Annotated in this window: 18 protein-coding genes; 4 read left to right on the forward strand and 14 right to left on the reverse strand. The window is 32.5% G+C overall.

Annotated features, from left to right (window positions below):
* Window positions 1-12: 12 nt before the first annotated feature.
* From NEF87_RS23555 to NEF87_RS23610, 12 genes are all read right to left on the reverse strand, one after another.
* Window positions 13-2352, reverse strand: a complete 2340-nt coding sequence (locus tag NEF87_RS23555; protein WP_457917754.1) for a hypothetical protein — start codon at window positions 2350-2352, stop codon at window positions 13-15.
* Between the two features lie 236 nt (window positions 2353-2588).
* Window positions 2589-3968: an RsmB/NOP family class I SAM-dependent RNA methyltransferase gene (locus NEF87_RS23560; protein WP_457917755.1), complete on the reverse strand. Its 1380-nt coding sequence runs from the start codon at window positions 3966-3968 to the stop codon at window positions 2589-2591.
* A gap of 11 nt (window positions 3969-3979) precedes the next feature.
* On the reverse strand, window positions 3980-5509 hold the full coding sequence (locus NEF87_RS23565) for an MFS transporter (protein ID WP_457917756.1): 1530 nt from the start codon (window positions 5507-5509) through the stop codon (window positions 3980-3982).
* A gap of 41 nt (window positions 5510-5550) precedes the next feature.
* Complete coding sequence (locus tag NEF87_RS23570; RefSeq protein WP_457917757.1) at window positions 5551-6633, reverse strand: zinc ribbon domain-containing protein; 1083 nt, start codon at window positions 6631-6633, stop codon at window positions 5551-5553.
* Window positions 6634-6752: 119 nt separating this feature from the next.
* Entirely contained in the window at window positions 6753-7925 is a 1173-nt protein-coding gene (locus NEF87_RS23575) for a pyridoxal phosphate-dependent aminotransferase (protein WP_457917758.1), read from the reverse strand.
* A gap of 40 nt (window positions 7926-7965) precedes the next feature.
* Window positions 7966-9228, reverse strand: coding sequence for a hypothetical protein (locus NEF87_RS23580; protein ID WP_457917759.1), 1263 nt, complete (start codon window positions 9226-9228; stop codon window positions 7966-7968).
* Between the two features lie 249 nt (window positions 9229-9477).
* Window positions 9478-10449, reverse strand: coding sequence for an Lrp/AsnC ligand binding domain-containing protein (locus tag NEF87_RS23585; RefSeq protein ID WP_457917760.1), 972 nt, complete (start codon window positions 10447-10449; stop codon window positions 9478-9480).
* A gap of 25 nt (window positions 10450-10474) precedes the next feature.
* On the reverse strand, window positions 10475-11455 hold the full coding sequence (locus NEF87_RS23590; RefSeq protein ID WP_457917761.1) for a hypothetical protein: 981 nt from the start codon (window positions 11453-11455) through the stop codon (window positions 10475-10477).
* Window positions 11456-11514: 59 nt separating this feature from the next.
* Window positions 11515-11961 carry a CGGC domain-containing protein gene (locus tag NEF87_RS23595; protein ID WP_371803976.1) on the reverse strand — a complete coding sequence of 149 codons (447 nt, stop codon included), beginning with the start codon at window positions 11959-11961 and terminating at the stop codon, window positions 11515-11517.
* A 91-nt stretch (window positions 11962-12052) separates the two neighbouring features.
* Window positions 12053-12652 (reverse strand): bifunctional phosphoserine phosphatase/homoserine phosphotransferase ThrH, encoded by a 600-nt coding sequence (thrH, locus tag NEF87_RS23600; protein WP_457917762.1) that lies wholly within the window; start codon window positions 12650-12652, stop codon window positions 12053-12055.
* A 40-nt stretch (window positions 12653-12692) separates the two neighbouring features.
* Window positions 12693-14036: a threonine synthase gene (thrC, locus tag NEF87_RS23605; RefSeq protein WP_457917763.1), complete on the reverse strand. Its 1344-nt coding sequence runs from the start codon at window positions 14034-14036 to the stop codon at window positions 12693-12695.
* A 297-nt stretch (window positions 14037-14333) separates the two neighbouring features.
* Complete coding sequence (locus NEF87_RS23610; RefSeq protein WP_371803979.1) at window positions 14334-14504, reverse strand: hypothetical protein; 171 nt, start codon at window positions 14502-14504, stop codon at window positions 14334-14336.
* A gap of 180 nt (window positions 14505-14684) precedes the next feature.
* Between NEF87_RS23610 and NEF87_RS23615 the strand changes: the two genes are divergently transcribed.
* From NEF87_RS23615 to NEF87_RS23630, 4 genes are all read left to right on the forward strand, one after another.
* Window positions 14685-15647 carry a threonine ammonia-lyase gene (locus tag NEF87_RS23615; RefSeq protein WP_457917764.1) on the forward strand — a complete coding sequence of 321 codons (963 nt, stop codon included), beginning with the start codon at window positions 14685-14687 and terminating at the stop codon, window positions 15645-15647.
* Between the two features lie 18 nt (window positions 15648-15665).
* Entirely contained in the window at window positions 15666-16466 is an 801-nt protein-coding gene (locus NEF87_RS23620; protein ID WP_457917765.1) for a nitrilase-related carbon-nitrogen hydrolase, read from the forward strand.
* A 39-nt stretch (window positions 16467-16505) separates the two neighbouring features.
* On the forward strand, window positions 16506-19037 hold the full coding sequence (locus NEF87_RS23625) for a glycoside hydrolase family 36 protein (protein WP_457917766.1): 2532 nt from the start codon (window positions 16506-16508) through the stop codon (window positions 19035-19037).
* Between the two features lie 244 nt (window positions 19038-19281).
* Window positions 19282-20310: a hypothetical protein gene (locus tag NEF87_RS23630; RefSeq protein WP_457917767.1), complete on the forward strand. Its 1029-nt coding sequence runs from the start codon at window positions 19282-19284 to the stop codon at window positions 20308-20310.
* Window positions 20311-20316: 6 nt separating this feature from the next.
* On the opposite strand, the gene NEF87_RS23635 is transcribed toward NEF87_RS23630, so the two are convergent.
* Both NEF87_RS23635 and NEF87_RS23640 read right to left on the reverse strand, forming a co-directional pair.
* A complete protein-coding gene (locus NEF87_RS23635) occupies window positions 20317-20724 on the reverse strand; it encodes a hypothetical protein (protein WP_371803984.1) in 408 nt (135 codons plus the stop codon).
* A gap of 89 nt (window positions 20725-20813) precedes the next feature.
* Entirely contained in the window at window positions 20814-21458 is a 645-nt protein-coding gene (locus NEF87_RS23640; RefSeq protein WP_457917768.1) for a phosphatase PAP2 family protein, read from the reverse strand.
* Window positions 21459-21460 lie beyond the last annotated feature (2 nt).

Here is a 21460-nt window from a genome sequence, read left to right on the forward strand (position 1 = left end):
AAAGAAAAAAAACTAGATCATTTTTATTTTTCGATAAATGATTATGGATTCAATTCCCACAATTCCAATAGCAGAAAGTGCCACAATCATCCAAATGATTGCGGGAGTATTTCTTTCAGATATATTTTCAGCATCCATTTGATTTTGATTCATTGTAGTAAAGGAATACCATGCTCCATATGAAGGATCACGCTCATGAACTGTGTACATAACAAAGGGATTTAATGAAAAATTTCCTATATCCACTCTTTTCATCAATATAAATCGAGCATTGAAATGAACCGATTCTCCTGGTTGAAGAATCCCTAAATTCAGGTCTGGATAAACATCAATTCCACTTAATTGTTTGACAAAGAAAAGTTCATCTCCATCTCGGTAGCTTGTTAAAAATTCAACATTATATGCTGGACTGGTTCCATTATTTTCGATAATGCAATCCAACGTGATAATTGTTCCAGTGTGGTTTGTTTTCATATCAATGTTGTAATTCATATTGATCCTTGGTCCGAAGAAGGGAACTTTTTTTGGAAAAACAGTATATTGTGCAGATCCTGCATCATTAGCATAAAAATTATCCGAATCCATAACTATGTTTTGTGTTCCACCGATTTCATCATATTGCATATCCAAAGAAAATTCACAAATTCCTCCAAAATAGCGATTGTATGCATCAACGGTATAATTCACTTCAATTTCTGCAGTATTTCCTGCATTTAATTGAGTTATTTTTCCTGAATCACTTGTTAGATTTATTCCTAGATCACAAGAATATCCATAATCTGGAAAAGCATTTAGTTGCCAATCCAAATTTTCAACATTTGAAACTCCTTTATTGGTAATTCGCGCTGAAATTGTGATGTTATCTCCTACTTCAGGCGATAAATCTGAAATGGTATAGTCAACATTCATCCAAGGGTAGTTTTCTACATTATTTTGAAAAATTAGGAGTTCATTTGATGATTTTTGATATCTTCCTCCTCCAAATTGTGGTTCTGACCAATGATCTGCTAAACTTGGGTTTGCAATCGCGTCATATTCTACGTAATATTGATATTCTTCAATTTGGTTTTCATTATGATTGCAGCGTATTATCATAGTTTGAGTATCCACTTGTCCTGAATCTAGTTGTGTAATGGTTTGATTAATATTTCCGCTTATTAGATCGAAATTATCCACGTCAATGAGATATGGATCAAAATCCATGTATTCTAAATTATAGGCTGAAGCATAACCGACATTTTGAATTATCCGGGTTATCACAAGATCTTCTCCTTGATTGATAACACTAGCATTTGAAAGTAATTGGCAAGAAATAATTGGTTGAGTTATATTTGAATCGGTGAAATTAAAGAAAGCTGCATCTGATAAAGTTCCAAACATATTTCCTTCACGGTCCATTTGTCGTTCTATATGTCCCATTTCTTGTCCATCACCTGTGGGGGATGGATAAACGTTTGTAATTGCGGCTCCCTTATATAAGAAAATGTCTAAATTAGCATCATCCACCCACTCTGGCATCAAGAAAACTTTTGAGAAATTTAATAGCGTATTGAAGAATACTTGGTTATTAGCATTATCTCTTAGAGAAAAAACTTGTGGACGAAATAATTCCAAATTAATATCGTATTCCCATCTTAATTCACTTTCTCCTTCTCCTGGCGTTGGATCAAATTCATCCCAACGTGCATGGATTCGTGTTGCCTTGTTAGATGAACTATTCAGTACTTTTTTATCCAAAAGCATAGTTTCTCCGCATGGAATTTCATCTAAAATGTTTTCCCATTGGGAAGCTTGATCTACAGGAAATGCGCGATACTCGGAAGCCCACCATCTATCCCCGGCTCCATAAGTATAATTATTATACTGAAGAAAATCTAAATGGAATGTATTTTCTATCTCATGAACAATATTAGTTACCCATGAATTTCCTAAAGATATATTTTGGTTATCATCAAACTGAATATTAAATTCCAATTTGATATGTGAGTATCCATATTCCCATTGGTCTCCTGAGAGATCTTCATACATGTAACCACCATATTGGTTCGCAAAAATCCCCATTTCAGCTTCTTTTGATGTGACCTCAAATAAACTAAAATACAAATCCGCATCTAATATCGCTTCGGTTGTTGAATTGGGTGCAGGTAAATTTATTGGAAAAGCGAATTTAACACCTTCATCTGTAATATCCCAGTGATATACTGCATCTCCTGAATTTAAAATATAAATTGTCAAGTTTTCATAATAATTTTCTGTCAAAACTGTCTCATCTTGAGCTTTACTAAATGATAATTCAGAAAGAAATACTGTTGAGATAATGCAGATTAATAAGCAAATCGTTTTTTTTTTCATAATTTCCACTTATGTGATAATTTTGTTAGTAAAGAACTTCTCCTATACGTTAATAAGTCTATTCTTAGTGATGCAGAGAAATAATCAATTATATATCACATTTATGAGGTAAACGTATATTTAGCCAAGTGATTTTCATATATATCTTATTGAAGAAACTTAATACAAAAAACTTCAATCAATCCGTTAATTGTAATCGACCATAACTCCTTTTATGGGAGTACTATTTTTTTTTTTTACTTCTTTTGCATTTTAGCAATAAAAAATCCTGCTGTATTGTGTACATGAGGCTGAAGTCGGCCAATAAAAATCGAATCAATATCTATTATGGTATAACCTGGAGAAAACCATGATGGTAATTTCAAGAAATTCACTTTGTCTTGAATTTTTGATATTTGTGCTTCTCCTTCTTCTGGATATACGCTACACGTGGAATAAACTAGTATACCCTTTGGTTTCAAACATTCTAAGGCATCTGATAAGATTTTTTGTTGTAAATTGGTAACTTGTTCAAGAAAGGTTGAATTCTGTCTCCATTTAAGTGCTGGATTTGATGTGAAAGTTCCACTACCTGTACAAGGGGCATCCAAGAGAATTTTGTCAAATTTTAGTTTTCCTTGAACCTTACGAAAAGGTGTCTGCGTGGAATCCGCATGGATAGTATGGGTATTTTTTATATTTAGTTTATTTGAAAGATAATTTAATGAATTCAATCTCGTTGCGTGAAAATCGGTGGCCACTATTTGGGCTTGATTTCTTGTAAATTGTGCAATTAAACTGGTTTTCATACCTGGAGCTGCACAAAAATCTCCAATTAAGTCATTAGATTGGGGATCCAGGCATTTAATGGTTGCAATCGAAGCTTTATCCTGGATTATAATTTGGCCTGCTTTATAAAGCGCTCCTTGAAGTATTCGCGATTTGAATTCAATTGGGATGTGATACAAAATTGGATAATGAATATCTTGAGAAAAACGGATCTTATTTTGGTGCAGAAATCGTTCTAGTTTTGGAATAAATTCATTTACATCATTAGAAACCAATTGTAAAGCATTTATACGAATTGTGAAAGTACAATTTCGAGCCATCTCATCCATCTTATGAAATAATGTTTGTATTTCCGATTGTGGCAGTACTGGTAATAATCGATCAATACAAAACGATGGGATTGCATATTTCAATGATATTTTTTCCTTTTCATTTTTGGATTGCAACGCAATTTTCCAATTGAAAGATTCAATTCTTTGAATAAAATGGTGTAGGAATCTCTTAGGTAGGGTAATTTTAGATATTTGATATTCCTGTGTCGCTTTGGATAAAGAAATCCGTTCAAAATGAATTCGATAGGCCAAATAAAATAATAATCCATTATGTTCCAAAGTTGTAGGGTTGAAACGGGGAGATATTGAACGCAGCACTTTTTGAATGAGATAATTGATTTTATTCCAATTTCTAATTATTTCCAAGCGATAATGTTCTGATTGGGCTCCTTTTTCCCATTTTTTAAAGAACTGATTTTGATCCTGCCCAAGGTGCTTGGATCGAAGTTGGGAAACTTCCATTCCAATAATATTAATGGTATTCTTTAATGAATTAGATAATTGCTTGCTATTCATGGATAACAACCCTATAAATTATCCATTTTTTGTTCGGGGGCATTTCGGAGCATCTTTGTCCTTTTTATTAATATTTGATTCTTATTCTTTATTTCTGAAGGTAGATCTTTGGTTAATTTGATCCACCATATCACGGGAGGTATATAAAATACTAAAGAGATTATCAAAAGAACTTTACCTTTCACAAGATGGAAGAGAAAATTAAAAAGTGTAAATTGAAAAGCCAAAAACATCGAAGTAAAACCTCTTCCAAGTTGATTTGCACAATTAAGTAACCCTTGAGAACTTCCCATATGTTCTGGGAGATTAATCTCTAATAAAGCGGGGGTTCGATTGATGGAGACTGGAGCGGCAAAAATCCCACCGAAGAGTAAAAGTATAAAATAGAAAATATAACTTGGATAAAACTCCAAAATTGCAGTGACTATAACGACATATTTTAGTAAATCGAGAGAAGTATCATTTGGATCAACTATCCCGGCTAAATTGAGTGACTCATAGTTTACTGGAGTAATTGATAAAAATCCAAAAAATAAGAAAGGTATTGCAAGAATTAAAGCAATCGATGTGTATTTTGAACGTAAATGGGGTGATTTTTTATGTAGTAGATCAAAAATTGGGCCTAAAATAAATGTTCCCAAAATATATCCTGTTCCTGCACCCGCCGCAAATATTTCTGCAACTTGAGTTCGTAAGGCTGCGGGGAAAGTAGCAAAAGGTCCATCTGTAAAATAGAAGATAAGAAAAGATCCCATGGTGGCACCGGGAATAACATAAAAGAATGCCATATATAGCATCCACCGGTTGGATCGAATTTGCCATAAAGGTTTAAGATCTTCTGTTTTTATTGTATAATTATATGCAATTAAACCTTCACGAACCTCTTCACCCAATTCTTCATCAATTTCTTCAATAGAGCTGGCTCCTCGATTCGGGAGATGCCATCCAATGATGAATTTCGCAAGAATGGATATGATTATTGCTAAAATTGCCATCATTGCTAATAAAAGAAATGAAATGTGCCATCCTAAACCCCAGATATTCATGGGGGAAAGGAATCCGGCCATAAAATTCCCTATCGTATTACAAAAGGCCAATAAAAGTGCTAATCCTGCATATAAAGTGGACCAATATTTTGTAGGGAAAATATCTGCTAAAACCGAATAGGATGCGGGAATCTGAGCTCCGAATCCAATGGCTGTGATAAGTCGGCCTAATATGAAAATGAAGAAATTTTGAGCAAAAGCAGTGATGGTTAGACCAATAGATAGGGTTAAAAGTGCCATAATCAATACTGTTTTACGACTTATTTTATCAATCCAATATCCCCAAAATAAAGCAACTGCCGCTGAAATGATAATGAAGATTGCCTCTTCAACCATAATTGGAGCCACTGTGGCTAATCCATAACTAAGCTGAATTCGATCGTAAATGGAAGGAACAAGGTTTGTCGAAATTGCCCCTATCAAAATAAAAAGATCTAAAATTAGTACCGTAAAAATTTTCTGGGCTAAAATTCTCCGATTATGTTTGGCTTCCATTAGTTTTCATCCAAAGTGTGATAAAAAAAAACTATTAGTTGTTATTTTACGTAGATTAATTTAAAAAGTTGTCCACATTTGGAGCATTTTTTACTGGAAATAGGATTTTTATTCCCACATTTTCCACAATAATAATGATTTTGGCCTACCTTCACGGCAATTTTCTTCACTTTTACTTTTTTAGTATTATGGGGAACAGGTTGACTAACATCTACTTTAGTGGATTTTTGAGAATTCTGAAAGGTTTTAACTTTAATTTCTTGAAATTGTGAAAATGCAACAGATATTACAATGGGAAACCAGAATAGTACTATGTTTTGAAAGAATTGAAAACTGAAATTGTAAAGAAGTAAATTGAAGCCATTCTTAAGAGGGTTTTGAATCCAATTTTCATAATTTCCCAATGAAAGATTGATTAAATTCATCAAAGGATTTGTGTAAAGACTACTTAAGATCATTGGGATAAACAAACTAAGTGTAAATAATATGATCATAAAAGCAACATTATTTCTTGCGTAAAACCGACCTCCTTTCAAAGCTTCTGTTCCGTATTTCTCATCTATCAACATGGAATGAATGGAAAAGATAAAAAGGATCATTAAAATCACTCCGGGTATTATTAACAAGGTCAATCCTGCTGTGATTAAAATAGATCCGCATAGGAGGAAGAATAATGAAGTAAAAACCCGTTTTCTATTATTGAATGGTTCTATAAATGATTGATTCCATGAGATAGTATGATTTTTAAACTTGTTTTCTTCAAGATCCACAATCTTTCGGGCCGTAACTAGCACTACAAATATTAGCATGAACATTTGAGATGAAAACTTGATTGTACTAGAAAGAAAAAAAAGAATTGGATATGTTCTTTGAATTTGCAAATCTTCATCAGTTACCAAGAAATCTTGAATTTCTTCAACATTTATAATTATCTGATTGTATTTTGCTTCTAAATCCAATAACATTTCATTAAATCCAGTTAAATCAAATAATAGATATTGAATTAATCCAGACAAGATGGATAGTACGAAAATGTACAAAATTATTGGAAGAATTGCTTTTTTAATTAAAATTAATGAAGATTTAACAATTTTTGAAAGAGAAGGTGCGTCATTTGATTCCAAAGGTGCTCACGTAATTTAATAGATATTATTTATTTTCTAATAAGGAAGAAAATTTTTTCAAATTATTCATTTTTGATACAAAAAAACAACAAAAAATGAAAATTGATCAAGAAATTTGATTAAATGGTTTCTAAGAAGATACGCATTTTTTCAATGGCTTCATCAATAATTTCTAATGATGTAGAATAAGAAAATCTTAGAAATCCTTCTCCACATTCTCCAAATGCTGGTCCAGGTAAACATGCAACACCTGTTTCTTGCAAAATGCGATCTGCCAAATCAATGCTGGACATTCCTGTTTTGGTAATATTTGGAAATGCATAAAAAGCACCTTGAGGAGTAACGCAACTCACATTTGGGAGGCTGTTCAACCCTTTAACTATCGCATCTCTACGTTTTCGGAAAACCGTCATATTTTTTTGTATAAATGTCTGGTCTCCTTTCAATGCTGCGATTCCTGCTTTTTGAATAAAGGGTGGAACACAACTATAACTGGTCACAACAAATTGGCACATTTTGTTGATAATTTCTTTTGGAGCAACCAAATATCCTAACCGCCATCCTGTCATGGCATAGGCTTTTGCCATCCCATCTAACAAGATCGTACGCTCTTTCGCCGAATCCTGAACAGAGCAAGAATAATGCTTTTCGTCATACAACATTTTTGAATAAATCTCATCAGAAAAAATGAAAATGTCTTTTTCTTCTGCGATTGCTGCGATTTCTTCTAATTCCGCTTTTTTGGTTACTGCACCTGTTGGATTTTGGGGTGAGTTTATCACAATTAACTTTGTTTTATCTGTAATGCGTTCTATAATATCGGCAGGGCTCAGTCGAAAATCATTTTTTTCTTTTGCAGGGACAAATGCATGTTTTGCATCTAAATAATGAGCCGCTAAGGCATATGTTGGGAAGCTAGGATTCGGATAAATAACCTCATCCCCCGGATTCAGAACAGATGCCATAGCTAAAAATATTCCCGTGTTTCCTCCCGGAACTACAAGAATTTGATCAAGATTTGGGCGATATCCACGAGTGGTCTCGATTTCATCTTGTATTGCTTCTTTGAAATCGTATATCCCACTTGTTCCAACATATCCTGTATATCCATCTTTTATTGCATCAATCGCAGCTTTTGATATGTGTTCGGGAGATTTATAATCTGGTTGTCCTATTTCAAAGTGTAGAATTTTTTTACCTTGTCTTTCCAACTCTGTTGCTTTTCCCAATACAGCAAAAGGACCACATTCGTCTGGAGGAATGCGAGACATTGCATTTGCTAACGATTTCATTTCTTTCTCTTTTCTCCTATTTGTAAAAAAAAAAAGTAATCTATTTATGTAAATTCCTGGCTGCGATAACAGGAATTCCATTTTTAATAAGTTCTTGGGCTGTATGATTTACTGAATCGTGTTTATCTAAGTAATTGAGCTTCACAGCATCCCACATCCCTTGATCAATAATATCTTTTTTATCTATGAAATAGTCAAGAATATCTGATGGATGATCTCGTGTAGTATCAAGTTCGGGAAGCGCCCCTTCATGTTTAGCACTAATATTTTTGACTTTAGAAGATATTTCAACCAATTCTTTGGTACGATCATAAGGTTGGCGAACGATGCTTTTATAAGTCTCGGTAATATGGTGTTCAAATCGAACCACATCCTCTAAACCAAAATCTTTACGAGGTATTGCACTTAATTCAATTGTTTCGTTATTTACTGAATTTGAAAAATTAAATCCTATCAATGAGGTGGTTCCATCGGGACGTGAAAACAATTTAGCTGTCATCAAAGTCCATAAGACACTATAAGGGTTATCATTACCCATAAAAACTGAGATTTTAAACTCAATATCAACACCAATTTTATACAAGAAATATGCAAGTATGACTGTTCCAGGATTCACATTCAAAACTTGCCGAACTCCATAGGTTGTATAATAATAGAGAAATTCATCTATCCATTTTAAAGCGTAATCATTAGGTTGACCAACTCCTCCGAAATATCCTGTGATAGTTTCTGGACCTCCTAAATGTACGTTAGATCCATCTGTTCCTTTAGTATCTAGGGTTTCAACATAGGATGCTCCAATTATGTTCATTGCTGCAGCTACCGCTAAAATATCATGGTCTTCTTCTTGCTCCTTCATTTTTCGTACTCGAATTATTCGTCCAGGCATTAATTCTCCATGCTTGATTGCTTTTTTTGCTTGTTCAATAAGAAATGGGAAATATTGTAGAGCACTTAATTCAAGCGTGACGGCAAAATCATCCGCAAATTTGGTTGATTCATATTTATCACCCAATACTTTCTTATAATAATCTTGAATTTTTATGAAAGCTCCAGAATCTCTTTGCTCAATCAGCCATTCTAAGTCTTTAATATAAGGCGAATTAAATTCCTTCAATTTTCCCATAAGATTCTCGATTTTCCGGGCTTCGGAGGCTTTTGCATTAATTTCCTCTGGTGTTCCATACTTTTTAACAACATCTAAGAATTTCTTAATTAGCGGGTTATTTCCATCAAGTAAAAATTTATTTACTTGATCGTAAGATTCACTTGATATTTTCAATTTTTCTTGCAAATTTGTCATTTTATCACCAATATTAATTTATTCTCAAAAAATGTCCCAAATCCATCATAATTTCCATGGATCATTTTAGAATCAGGAACTTTTTCGGAAAAAATGTATTCATTTTAATAAATGTAATTAGGTGTTAATCTTTCTGTCTAAAAAAGATGGTGATTATTTACAAGATTTTGTCTATTGTTGTATAAAATGTTGGATCGATATATGAATCAGATTTAAGAATATCTCTATTTTCTTAAAAAATGGAAAATTTTATGAAGATGAGAGTAATTTGGCTACCTTTATTGATGGGGGGTGGATTGTGGGAATAATTTCTTGCATAACTAACGTTGTGTATGTCTTATCTATATGGTAGATTTGATATAATGAGAATATAAATTCTTTAAGTTGATACAACCCTTTTACCCGGAATGTCGCAAAAATACACGATTCTGCGTCAATTCGAAATAAATCAACTACATGTGGGTTATGACATAAAGATTTTGCAATTTCGCTAAGATCACGGTATTTTTTTGGTTTTAATCGAAGAAAATATTTATAAGCAAAATCAGGGGAGGGTTTTGCTAAAGTTATCGAAAATGCACGGATTATCCCTTTATTAAAGAAGGATTCACGATTTTTTTTCATACGGCTGGACTCGATTTTTTCTTTTTCTTCTTTTGTGAATACAGGGTTGTCATCCTTTCGGTCTACCCAATGTCGTAGGCTACAATTTTTTCTAAGTAATTGTAAATCATTCCATTGATTATGGTCAATTGGGAATATATCTGTGGAGCGGTTTAAGATAAATCCTCCTAGCTTATAAAATTCTAAAGGTCGAAATATCCGGTACGCTGTAAAAATCCGTTTGGTAACAGCATGATCAATTAAAGCTAATATATCTCTGAATCTTTTTTCCGAATAAACCCTTACTTGAATTAGCAACGAATAATCTCCTAAGATCAAATCCAAAGATATTATTTCAGGTATTGGTAGAAATAATTTTAGAATTTCTGAATTCGTCGGATTTCCTGTTAGTTCAATAAAATAATGACATAGTTCTACTTTATTGGGGTTAAGAATATAAGTTGCAGAATGAATTATACGCTTGTTCCACAAATCTTGCTTTAGTTTTGTGATTGTCTGCCTTGCCATAGGGAGAATTTTAGCAAGATGATTCACACTCAGTAATGAATTCTTAAATAATTCTTCAACTAATAATAATTGATTCAAATTATTTTCCATCTATATCACGGGGTAATAAACAATTTCATTTTTTAAAAAAACTTAAACGTTTTGAAATTTCTAAAGTGGGGGGAGTTATTGAGCGAATTAATTCTTCAACAATTAAATCTATCGTCGTTTCTTGTATTTCATATTCTTCATAAAGAGAATGGACAATTTCTGGAACAGAAAGTTTGTCTTTACAACAATATATTCCTAGTAATCCAAGATTATTTCCTGTTCTATAAATTTCTATGAAATTAGGGTTCATTTTTAATTGATTAATTAAGGAAGAATACTGCGTATTTTGCTTTGGTTTCATACGCACTAAATATTTAGTATTAAAATTCGCTATGGGATTATTTAATATAATAGTAAAATTTTGAATAATCCCTTCTTCTTCAAATCGATAAATTTCTCGTAAAAGATTTATCTTTTCTAAAAATTTAACTTCTTCAATTTTGAAGATCTGTTCCGAAATCTCTGTTAATGGCCATTTTCGGAGATTATAATTTTTTCTAAGAAGTTGTAACAATTTCCATCTTCTTTCTGTAAGGTGATTAATTTGAGAATCGTCGTCTAAAATAAAACCACCAACTTTGAAAATACCTAAGGAATCCGTTATTTCGTACGAACTAAGCATTCCATCATCAATGAGACCATCAAAAATATGCAAAATTTCAATAAACCTTTTTTGATTTCTTACACAAAATTGGGTTAGAATTGTTTTTTCTCCTAATAATACGTTTAACATTGTTAGTTCTGGAATTTCTAATAAAATCTCTCTCAATTTTGATTCTTTGAAGCTGCTAATTGAAATAAAGATGAAAAAATTATGGCTTCTAAAATTATTGGGGTTTACTAATATTGTAGGTGAATAAATCTTTCGTCCTACCCACAAAGATTGTCTTAAGGATGCTGCAGACTGGCGGGAAATTTGGAGTATCCTACTTAAAGTGATTGAGCTCACGCGAGAATTTATGAACAATTCTTCAATCACTTTCTTCTGCTTTGCATCTATTTCCATGGAATGCCTTAATCAATACACAAAGAATAAAAAAATTAATTATTAAAACTTATCCATCTTTAATTGTATGTTTCTCGCATTTCTTTAGTGCATAGGGTCGGAGCTATAAATTGTTGCCATTTTTCTCCCTTCCATGTCTTCAATTTTTCATGATTAAGGAAATATTTTTCAGGAATGGGGTGTGTTCCTATTACTACTTCCATTCCAAACTTTACTTCAATTGTACTTTTAAACTGACTAATGCGAGGGCATGGAGGGTAGCCTACAATAAGTCCTGTTGCTAAATGAATTATTTCTGCCCCATTTTTCTTCATTTCTTCTGGTGCATATTCAATGTTACCACCTGGACAACCTCCACAAGAGGTGAATCCCACTAATTCAACTTCTTCATCTTTGTATCTTTCAAAGGCACCTTCGCGTGATTTGAGTGATTTGAAGCATTTTCCACCTGCACAAGTGCTATAACGATTACAAATAATGATACCTACCTTTCTTTTTTGAGACATAGGGAAAGAAAGAAAAATTCATAAAAAAATGTATTGAATATCTATTCAAGCAATATTGATAAAAATATATTAACAATAACAATTTTCAAATTTAAAGTAGGTCAGAGATAGTTTGTTTGAAGTCTTCATATTTTGTAACTACCGGAAATTCCGGAAACTCATCAATTACATTTTGAGGAGGTCGAAAAAGAATTCCATTTGTCGCTTCTTTTAGCATTGCTGTGTCATTATAAGAATCTCCTGCTGCAATAACTTCATAGTTCATCTTCATCAAGGCCTGAGTGGTTTTCCGTTTTTGATCCGATATTCGAATTTTATAATCAGAAATCATTCCCATTTCATCGATAATTAAATTATGGCATAGGAGGGTGGGATAATTTAATTTTTTCATAAACATTCCTCCTAATTCTAGAAAAGTATCCGAAAGGATAAGCACTTGGGTTTGGGTTCGTAACCAATCTAAAAATTCTTTAGCCCCAGGTAAAGGATCCATTTGATTGATAACTTCTTGAATATCCTTTAATGTTATATTGTTTTCTTTAAGAATTTCCAATCGACGTTTCATCAATACATCATAATCTGAAATATCTCGTGTAGTTAAATTTAATTCATCGATTCCGGTGGATTTTGCTACATTAATCCAGATCTCGGGCGTCAACACGCCTTCCATATCTAAGCATACTATTTTCATTCTATATTCCTCTAAATATTTTGACTTCGTTTTAAAAAAATTATCTTGTTAGTAGCATTTTTTTGAAGCTATTGTAGTCATTGTCCATTTTCTGAATATATTCTTGGTTATTTGACTGTTTTTTCATATTTTCTGTCATTCCTATTTCTATTCCTAATATCTTTTCGATTTCTTCTGGAAATTTTGCCGGATCTGCTGTTTCAATGCTTATACAAGGGAATTTTGATGGAAATTCTTTCAAATATTCATTTAAACCATACCATGCAACCGCTCCATGGGGCTCGAGAATATAATTTAAGGAATCATAGGTTTTTTTGATTGTTTGTATTGTTTGATCATCTGAAACGCTAATGCTCCACATATCGTTTTTAATATCATCCATATTCGGCAAAGCGTGGAGTTCTCCTTGATAATCGAGATGTCCTCCATATAAATCTACTAATCTCACAAGGTTACTTGGATGACCAACATTCATCGCACTAGAAAGGCATGCTTTTGAAGGTTCGACTTTCTGATATTTACTATTTTTTAAAAATTGTGGATATTCGTCATTTTCATTAACCGCCACTACAAATTTCTCAACAGGAAGCCCCATTTTTTTTGCGATTAATCCTCCCATCAAATTTCCAAAGTTTCCAGAAGGCACCGAAATAATGCACGGTTCTTGAGGTGAAATTTTGCAAGCAGCATAGAAATAATAAACAATTTGGGGTAAAATTCTTCCGAAATTGATACTATTGGCAGATGAAAGGTTCAAGTGTGTTAAGTCTGCATCTCCAAAAGCTTGCTTCACTAACTTCTGACAATCATCAAACTTGCCATTTAAAGCGATTGCTGTAATATTCTTTCCTAAAGTAGTCATTTGTTTCCTTTGTCGTGCACTTACTTCTGTTGCAGGATAAAGTATTATTACTTCAATATTATCTAAACCTAAGTAAGCATCTGCGATCGCACCTCCCGTATCTCCCGATGTTGCAACTAAAATGGTAAGTTTTTGGCTTTTTTTTTTTAGAAAGTGTTGCATTAATCTACTCATCATTCGAGCGGCAAAATCTTTGAAGGCAGATGTGGGTCCTTGATCCAATCTCATGATATAATGATTTAATTCAAGTTTAACGAGTGGAACTTCAAAGTCATATGCATCTTTGGAAATTTTAAGTAAGTCTTCCTTTGCAATCTCTTTATGTAAATATAAATTACAGATTTCAGTGGCTATTTCGGCATATGACATTGTGTTAAATTTGTTTAATATCTCTTTAGATATTTTTGGGATAGATTCTGGCATGTATAAACCAAAATCTGGTGCTTGTCCCATGAATAGAATTTCTTCGAAATTTTGTTGGGGGACAGTTTTATTCGTGCTATAAAATTGCATCATAATCATCAAAGTTCTCTATCATAAAATTATATTTCTTAAAAAAATCAATCAAATTCTAAGTTCTCTTGCTCCTCGATGATAGATTTTGATTATTTTTAAGTGAAAATATACTTTTTACAATAAATATAAGTAGGTGACACATTTTCTGTCTAAAAAAGATGGTGATTTTTTACAAATTCCAAATTATCCATGTATAAAATGTTAGTATCTGCTTTCAAATATTAAAAAAGGTTCTTTTAACAGAGGATCATTATTCCAAAAATACATTGCTATGGTTTAGATAGATAAAAATTGGAAAAAATTTCACTTGATTTTAACTTCCCATCCTTCACAAGCTTCAGTAGTGACACGTTCACCATCCCATAATGCACAAAATCCGACACATTCGGGATTTGTAGAGCAATATCCATGCGGATCTTCTCCATCCACAGCACAATTGTGGAAATATTTACAATTTAAGCAGCTTTTTTCCATTTTTTTTACACCATAAAATTGATTTAACTTTAAATTTATTCTGCGAGTTTATCTTAAAAAAGTTGTGGCAAGTAATCTCTTTCTATTTTAAAGAAATCTATTCTATAAAAATAATGTTGACACATTGTATTGAAAATACAAGCAAATTTTTTATTTTTTTCTGTGTTCCTTTTCTTGTAGATGATATCTTATTCTAAAATTCAAGAGGCTTATGATCGAATATCTAAGGAAATCAATCATACTCCCGTAATGACTTCACGCACTTTAAATTCTTTATTGGATGCTCAAATTTATCTAAAATGTGAAAATTTTCAACGTATTGGGGCGTTTAAATTTCGAGGTGCTTATAATGCAATTAGCCAATTAAGTGATGAACAAAAATCTCGAGGTGTAATTACTCATTCAAGCGGAAATCATGCTCAAGCTGTAGCACTAACTGCAAAAATTCTCGGAATTAATGCTACAATAGTTATGCCTAAAGGATCGCCACAAGTTAAAATAAATGCTACACGTGATACTTATGGGGCTAAAGTTGTGCTTTGTGAAAACACTGTTAAATCTCGTCATGAAACATGTGATAACATTATGACCAAAGAAGGACAAACTCTGATTCATCCATATGATAATGATCATATTATTGCGGGGGCAGGTACTGCAGCATTTGAATTATTACAGGAAGTTCCTAATCTTGATATGATCATTGCTCCAGTGGGTGGAGGGGGGTTATTAAGTGGTTCTTCCATTGCAGCAAAAGGTATTAATTCACACATTCGAGTTATTGCTGCTGAACCAGAAGGAGCTGATGATGCGTATCGATCTCTTCTATCTGGAAAAATTGAATCTAATCAAAATCCCAATACTATAGCGGATGGATTACGCACTAATCTCTGTAATCGAACATTTTCAATTATTAGGACTAATGTTGAAAAAATTATAACCGTTTCGGAATCAGAAATCATTCACGCAATGCAACTTATTTGGGAACGAATGAAAATCATAATTGAACCTTCCAGTGCTACTCCTTTGGCTGCATTACTTTCGAAGAAAATTTCTGTTAAAAATTTAAAAGTAGGGCTAATTATAAGTGGTGGGAATATAGATCTTACCGATTTTTTTTCATTGCTGAAAAAACAGATTGTTTAATATTTGGGTTGTGAATACATGAAGAAAAAAATTGGATATGTGCAAAATTCTCCCCAATTTGGAGATAAAAAAACAAATTTCTCCCAATTACAAGATCTTCTTAAGAATATCTCTGCTGATTTGATTGTACTACCTGAATTATTTGCTACAGGTTATACATTTACATCTCGCAATGAAGTTGAGATGCTTGCTGAATCGGATCAAGGCGAAACTGCAATATTTATGAAGCACTTAAGTCTTCAGACTGGAGCCGTGATCGTTGGAGGTTTTATCGAGAATTCTGAAGAAAATTACTATAATTCTGCAATGATTGTGGATGGTTCTGGTGTTAGAGGTATTTATCGGAAGGTGCATCTTTTCAATAAAGAAAAACTCTGGTTTAAGCCGGGAAATGAAGGTTTTAAAGTTTTCGATGTCATGGGCATGAAAATCGGGGTTATGATATGTTTTGATTGGATTTTCCCTGAATCTGCAAGATCCTTAGCCCTGAATGATGCAGAAATTATTGCTCATCCTGCCAATCTCGTGTTACCTTACTGTCAAAAGGCAATGACCACTCGATGCATTGAAAATCATATTTTTGCCATTACATCCAATCGTATTGGTGTTGAAAAAAGAGGAGAAGATAAATTTGATTTTACTGGAGGGAGTCAAATAACTGATCTTAATGGTAATATATTATCTTCTGCACCAAAAAACACCGAATTTGTAGATATTGTGGAAGTTGACTTATCTCTGTCTCATGATAAATCACTCAATCCTTATAATAATTTATTAACTGATCGAAAACCAAAATTCTACACTTCACTCAATAGATAAACTAAACTTTTTTTAGTTTCCTTAAGATAGAACATCTTAATGGAAGAATTCAAAACGAAGATCAATGCGAATAAATTATTGGTTACTATTGCGGATTCTAAATTTGAATTATTTAAAGCTAATGAGTCTATTCAATTTTCTTTTTATTCTGGAGATTTGCATCTAAAAGAAGTAACATCTTCAATCCTAATCAATTCTAATAATAAGATCATTCCTCTTTTCCCCTATATAGAAGAAAAATCTGAAATCCGTCCCATAATTGTACCTTTCGAAAATCAAATTGGTTCAGGAAAAAATATTGTTATTAAATGCATGTTCAAAGGTGACATTGATGGAGATTTTATCCAGATTCCTTGTAGCATGGATTTTAATTTTTATTCATCCTTTAAATTTCCATTGAACACTTCCAAGATGTATCATTTTCTTTCGATTCAAATTAAAATTGATTTTATTCCCCAAGATCTTAGTGATGTGCGAATATATGGCTTTTCTCCTTTATATGCGAAAAATATGGGTCATCTCAAATTATTTCCTGATTTTAACACTTTTAATCCAAGAAACATATCCTTTTATTCAAATGGCTGGCAATCTTGGTCAATTAATCGTTTGTTGAAGTATGATGATAAATGGCCATCCTGTCCTGTGAAAATTGGGAGAATAAATATGGAAAATCAAGATCAAAAGTTATCTGGGCGATATCAAAGCGAATGGCACAGCGTCATAACTGATATGTCATCAGATTCCGCTCTTGTTATGGGATTTATAACTTTGAAGGACCAATTCTCCCGAATTTTAATGGATCCAATTGAAGAGGATGGATCAGTGTCTTGGCTTTGCGCGTATTCGCAAACTGATTCAATTCCAATTTTACAATTAAATTCTGGTTTATTAAAATCGGAAGTATTGATGCTTGTCTTGGTGAATAATCCTGAATCTTACGATGTTCTTGCCCATATCTGCCATTTTGGTGGAATTAATGAAAAAATTCGTCCTTCACCTGTTGTGAAATCTGGTTGGTGTTCATGGTATTATTATTATACTAAAGTGAAAGAACTAGACATTATCTCTAATCTCGAATATTTTAAGAAGAATAAAAATTTGCCCATCGGTTTAATACAATTGGATGATGGTTATCAAACTTGGATTAGCGATTGGGGAGTTGACAATAATACCTTTAATGAAAAATTTCCCCATGGTTTAAAGTGGTTAGTCCAAAAAATACATAAGGCGGGATTTAAGGCGGGATTGTGGGTTGCTCCCTTTTTTATTGCTGATAAATCGCAACTTTTAAGTAATCATCCTGATTGGATTTTAAAGAATCAAGATGCAAAATTAATTAACACTGCTTATAACTGGGGACACAAAAATTATGCTATGGATTTAAGCCAAGATGAAGCGATTCAACATTTAAATTCGTTATCACAAGTTATTGGTCATGAATGGGAATTTGATTTCTTAAAAATTGATTTTATTTATGCTTCTGAAGCTTTGGGAGCAATTTATAAGAACCCAAATTACTCAAGAGCTCAAATATTACGTCGTGGGGTACAAGCAATTCGGGATGGATTAGGTGAAAATAAAATACTCCTTGGCTGTGGTGCTCCTTTGGGACCATGTGTTGGTTTGGTTGATGTTATGCGCATTGGGACCGATACTGCTGCAAAATGGTCTCCTCAAGAAATTCTTTTTACTAAAATTGGGAAATTAGCTATGCCTTCTCTTAAGGCAACTTTGCGATCCACAATTCAACGTTCTTACATGCACAATACATGGTTTTATAATGATCCGGATTGTGTTGTGGTTCGTGAAAATCGTTCAAAGTTGACAATTGACGAGATTTTATTACAATTAACCGTTTTTGGATTAAGTGGAGGGCAAGTTCTTATTTCTGATGATGAAAACTTGGTTTCGAAAGATCGTCTTAAATTGTTAAATAAAATTCTTCCTCCTGGTTCTTCTTCTCCTTTAGATTCTACCAATTCTATGCCAATTCCCTTGAATATTTTTAAAGAAAGTATACCTACAATATATTCACGAACTGTAGAAACAAAATTTGGAGAAAGATATCTGACTTCATTAATAAATTGGACAAAAAAGAATGTTTCACGAACTATCACATTAAAAAAAATGATTCGTTATGATGATGTATCCAAACTTGAACCAGAACAAAAATTTATAATATTCGATTTTTGGAATGAAAAATCTGTGGGTATTTATTCTATAGATGAAATTATTGAAGAAATAATCATTCCTCCTCGTGGATGTAGATATTTTTCAATAATCCCAATTCCTCTACATGTTAATACAAGGCCCATCTTTCTTTCCTCAACGATTCATATTCTTCAAGGTTATTTAGAAATTAAGAATATTAAGGAAAATCAACAGAATATTCAAATATTTTTGGATCTACCAGGAGTACATTCAGGTGATCTTTATTTTTATTTGCCAAACTCTTGTAATCTTCAATCAGAGACAAACTCAATTAAAATGATTGAAACAAATATTGGTGCTATTGCTAAAGTTCATTCATTTCTATCTGAAGAACAAATCGTAGAATTATCCTTTAACTAGACGTTTTTTTCTTGATTTTTAAGATGTAATTTATTGGCAGACTATTTAAATTACTTAACAATGTTTTTACGTTAATTCCGCATTATTATTGTATATCTGAAGTTTAGATATACAAACGGGGTTGAATGACAAAATAATCAATATAGTTGATATTATGTTTTTTCTTGGGGGAATCATATTTTGGTGTTTGGGGATTTTTACTTTTCGTGAATATTTTAGGTTGAAATTTAAAAATGACTTATTCTTGGGGTCATTTTTTTTAGCGATTGGTTGGTTATTCCCACTAGTACTACTGATCCCATATTCTTCTCCAACTATTTCGACTCAAATTATAGGTATTGGAGCAACCCTTCTTATCCCAATTGCAATTGTATGTCTTAATCTATTTGTTGATTTCACTGTTGGGGATAAAATTACCTTCACAACTGCCCTAACCATAATATTATCCGGTTTTATTGATGGATTACTTATTTCCCAAGAAAGTTTTCCAATGAAACATGTCAATTCGATTTATGGAGATGCTTACCTATTAGACTATACGTCAAAATTCGCAAATTCCGCATTCTGGTTAATTTTTTTAATATGTGTGGTCGTGATTGGCCGTATAATTATTCATGCTCGGAGATTTGAAAAGAAACAAAATCAAACCATCCCTTCTAACAAAGAGTCAACAACAATTCTATATTTGATGAGTCTTGGAGGTACTTTTTGGGTATTATTTGCATTATTGAAGCAAATATTTCCTGAATACTTGATCGGCTTAGATATGTTCTGTATTTCGATCTTCTATCTGATAACTCTGACTTATTATATAAAAAAAAGGGAATTATTATATTTTCTTCCAGGAACTCTCGATTTGCTTATAGTAATTCATAGAAATGGATTGCATTTACTTGATTATAATTTTAAGACAAAAGAAATCTCCCAAAAAACTCATTCAAAAGACAGTTATCGCAAAAATAATTTACGAAGTTTATTGTATGGAATCACAACAACCTTACAGGAAATAATCTCTGAAGATGTTCCTGCTGATGATCTCAGTAATATTTCGTTTTCAGAATCTGAGGTATTAAGAAAACAATCTAAGTCTCTAATTTGGTTTTTAATCTCTCATGAAGCTCCAAGCGATAAATACACCTTGCTTTTTAACCGATATATTGAAGAAATTGAGAATGAATGCGAAGAAGAACTAAAAAATCTTGATGAGGGATTAATCTATGTGTCAAAGAAATTCTTTACTTCAGTTCAAAAAAAATTTTCGAAAATATCTTAATTCTACTTATTTTACCTTGAGAATTTTTTTGATTAATGGGACAAAATCATCAAATGCATACAGATTACCATCCCAAGCATTGATTTGTTCGATAGTATGAGTACTTTCAAATGCCTCAATTATTTGGGAAAGCATTTTATCAATTTTTTTTTCTTTAAGTTTAGTTTTTTTGCCTGCAATGAAAACATAATACAAAGGAAGGTTACCCATCTTCAACATAATATTTAATTTCCCTAATTCAAAGGTTGAAATGATATCTCCACTTGCTGCCTTAGCAAATTGAAGAATTCCTGTAAGATAACTGGCAGTGAGTAATTTCGATTGCTCTTCATTTTCTGCTTTTTCAGTTGCATTGAAATAAAAGACCATTTGACCGCCCTTATCCAAAATATAAATTTCCTGTCGTTTTTCCATGTGGGATTTCTCCAAGATTTGGCAACAATACTTACAAGTTATTAGATGCTGTATTCGATAAAAAAGATTTTTAATTTAATTTCTATATTCTAAAAAAAGACATTCATCAGCCATTCATATAGATTGATATACAAATCTTTAGTTAGGAACCAAAAAAAGCCTAGCTCAAGATAAGCCTCTATTGTGCCAAAAATCGTATCACTTGGAAAATGGCATCCTAAAATCATACGGGAGTATCCAATGGCTACGTTATAAGCTACTAATATGGGAATAAACCAAGGAAATGGAAAAAACACTATTCCAATAAGTCCCACCAAAATGGTTGAATGGTGACAGTGACCACTAGGAAAGCTAAACCCATGGCCCGTTTTATCCAACCGTATAATATCGTCATATTGAACAAATGGTCGTGGTCGTTTAATGAAATTTTTTATAATGAAATAAATTGCAAAGGATTGGAAAAAGCCTGAGAGAAATATAGTTAATAGAGAGAAACTCCATTCATTAATGATGCCCCAAATACTTAAAATGACAAATGTTGGACCCCACAATCGAGGATCTCCTGCAAATGAAATTAATTTTGCCCATTTTCTTACTTTTGAACCTGAAAATTTATGATAAATTAGTTTGCTATTTTTAGCATCCCATGTGTCCAATTTTGGAAATTTGTTTTTGATAAAATCGGGTTTTTTATCGATTTGAGATAAATTTTTATCTGAATTAACGTCTATCATAC

It is taken from the genome of Candidatus Lokiarchaeum ossiferum (assembly GCA_025839675.1).
Taxonomy (GTDB): Archaea; Asgardarchaeota; Lokiarchaeia; order Sigyniarchaeales; family Promethearchaeaceae; genus Lokiarchaeum; species Lokiarchaeum ossiferum.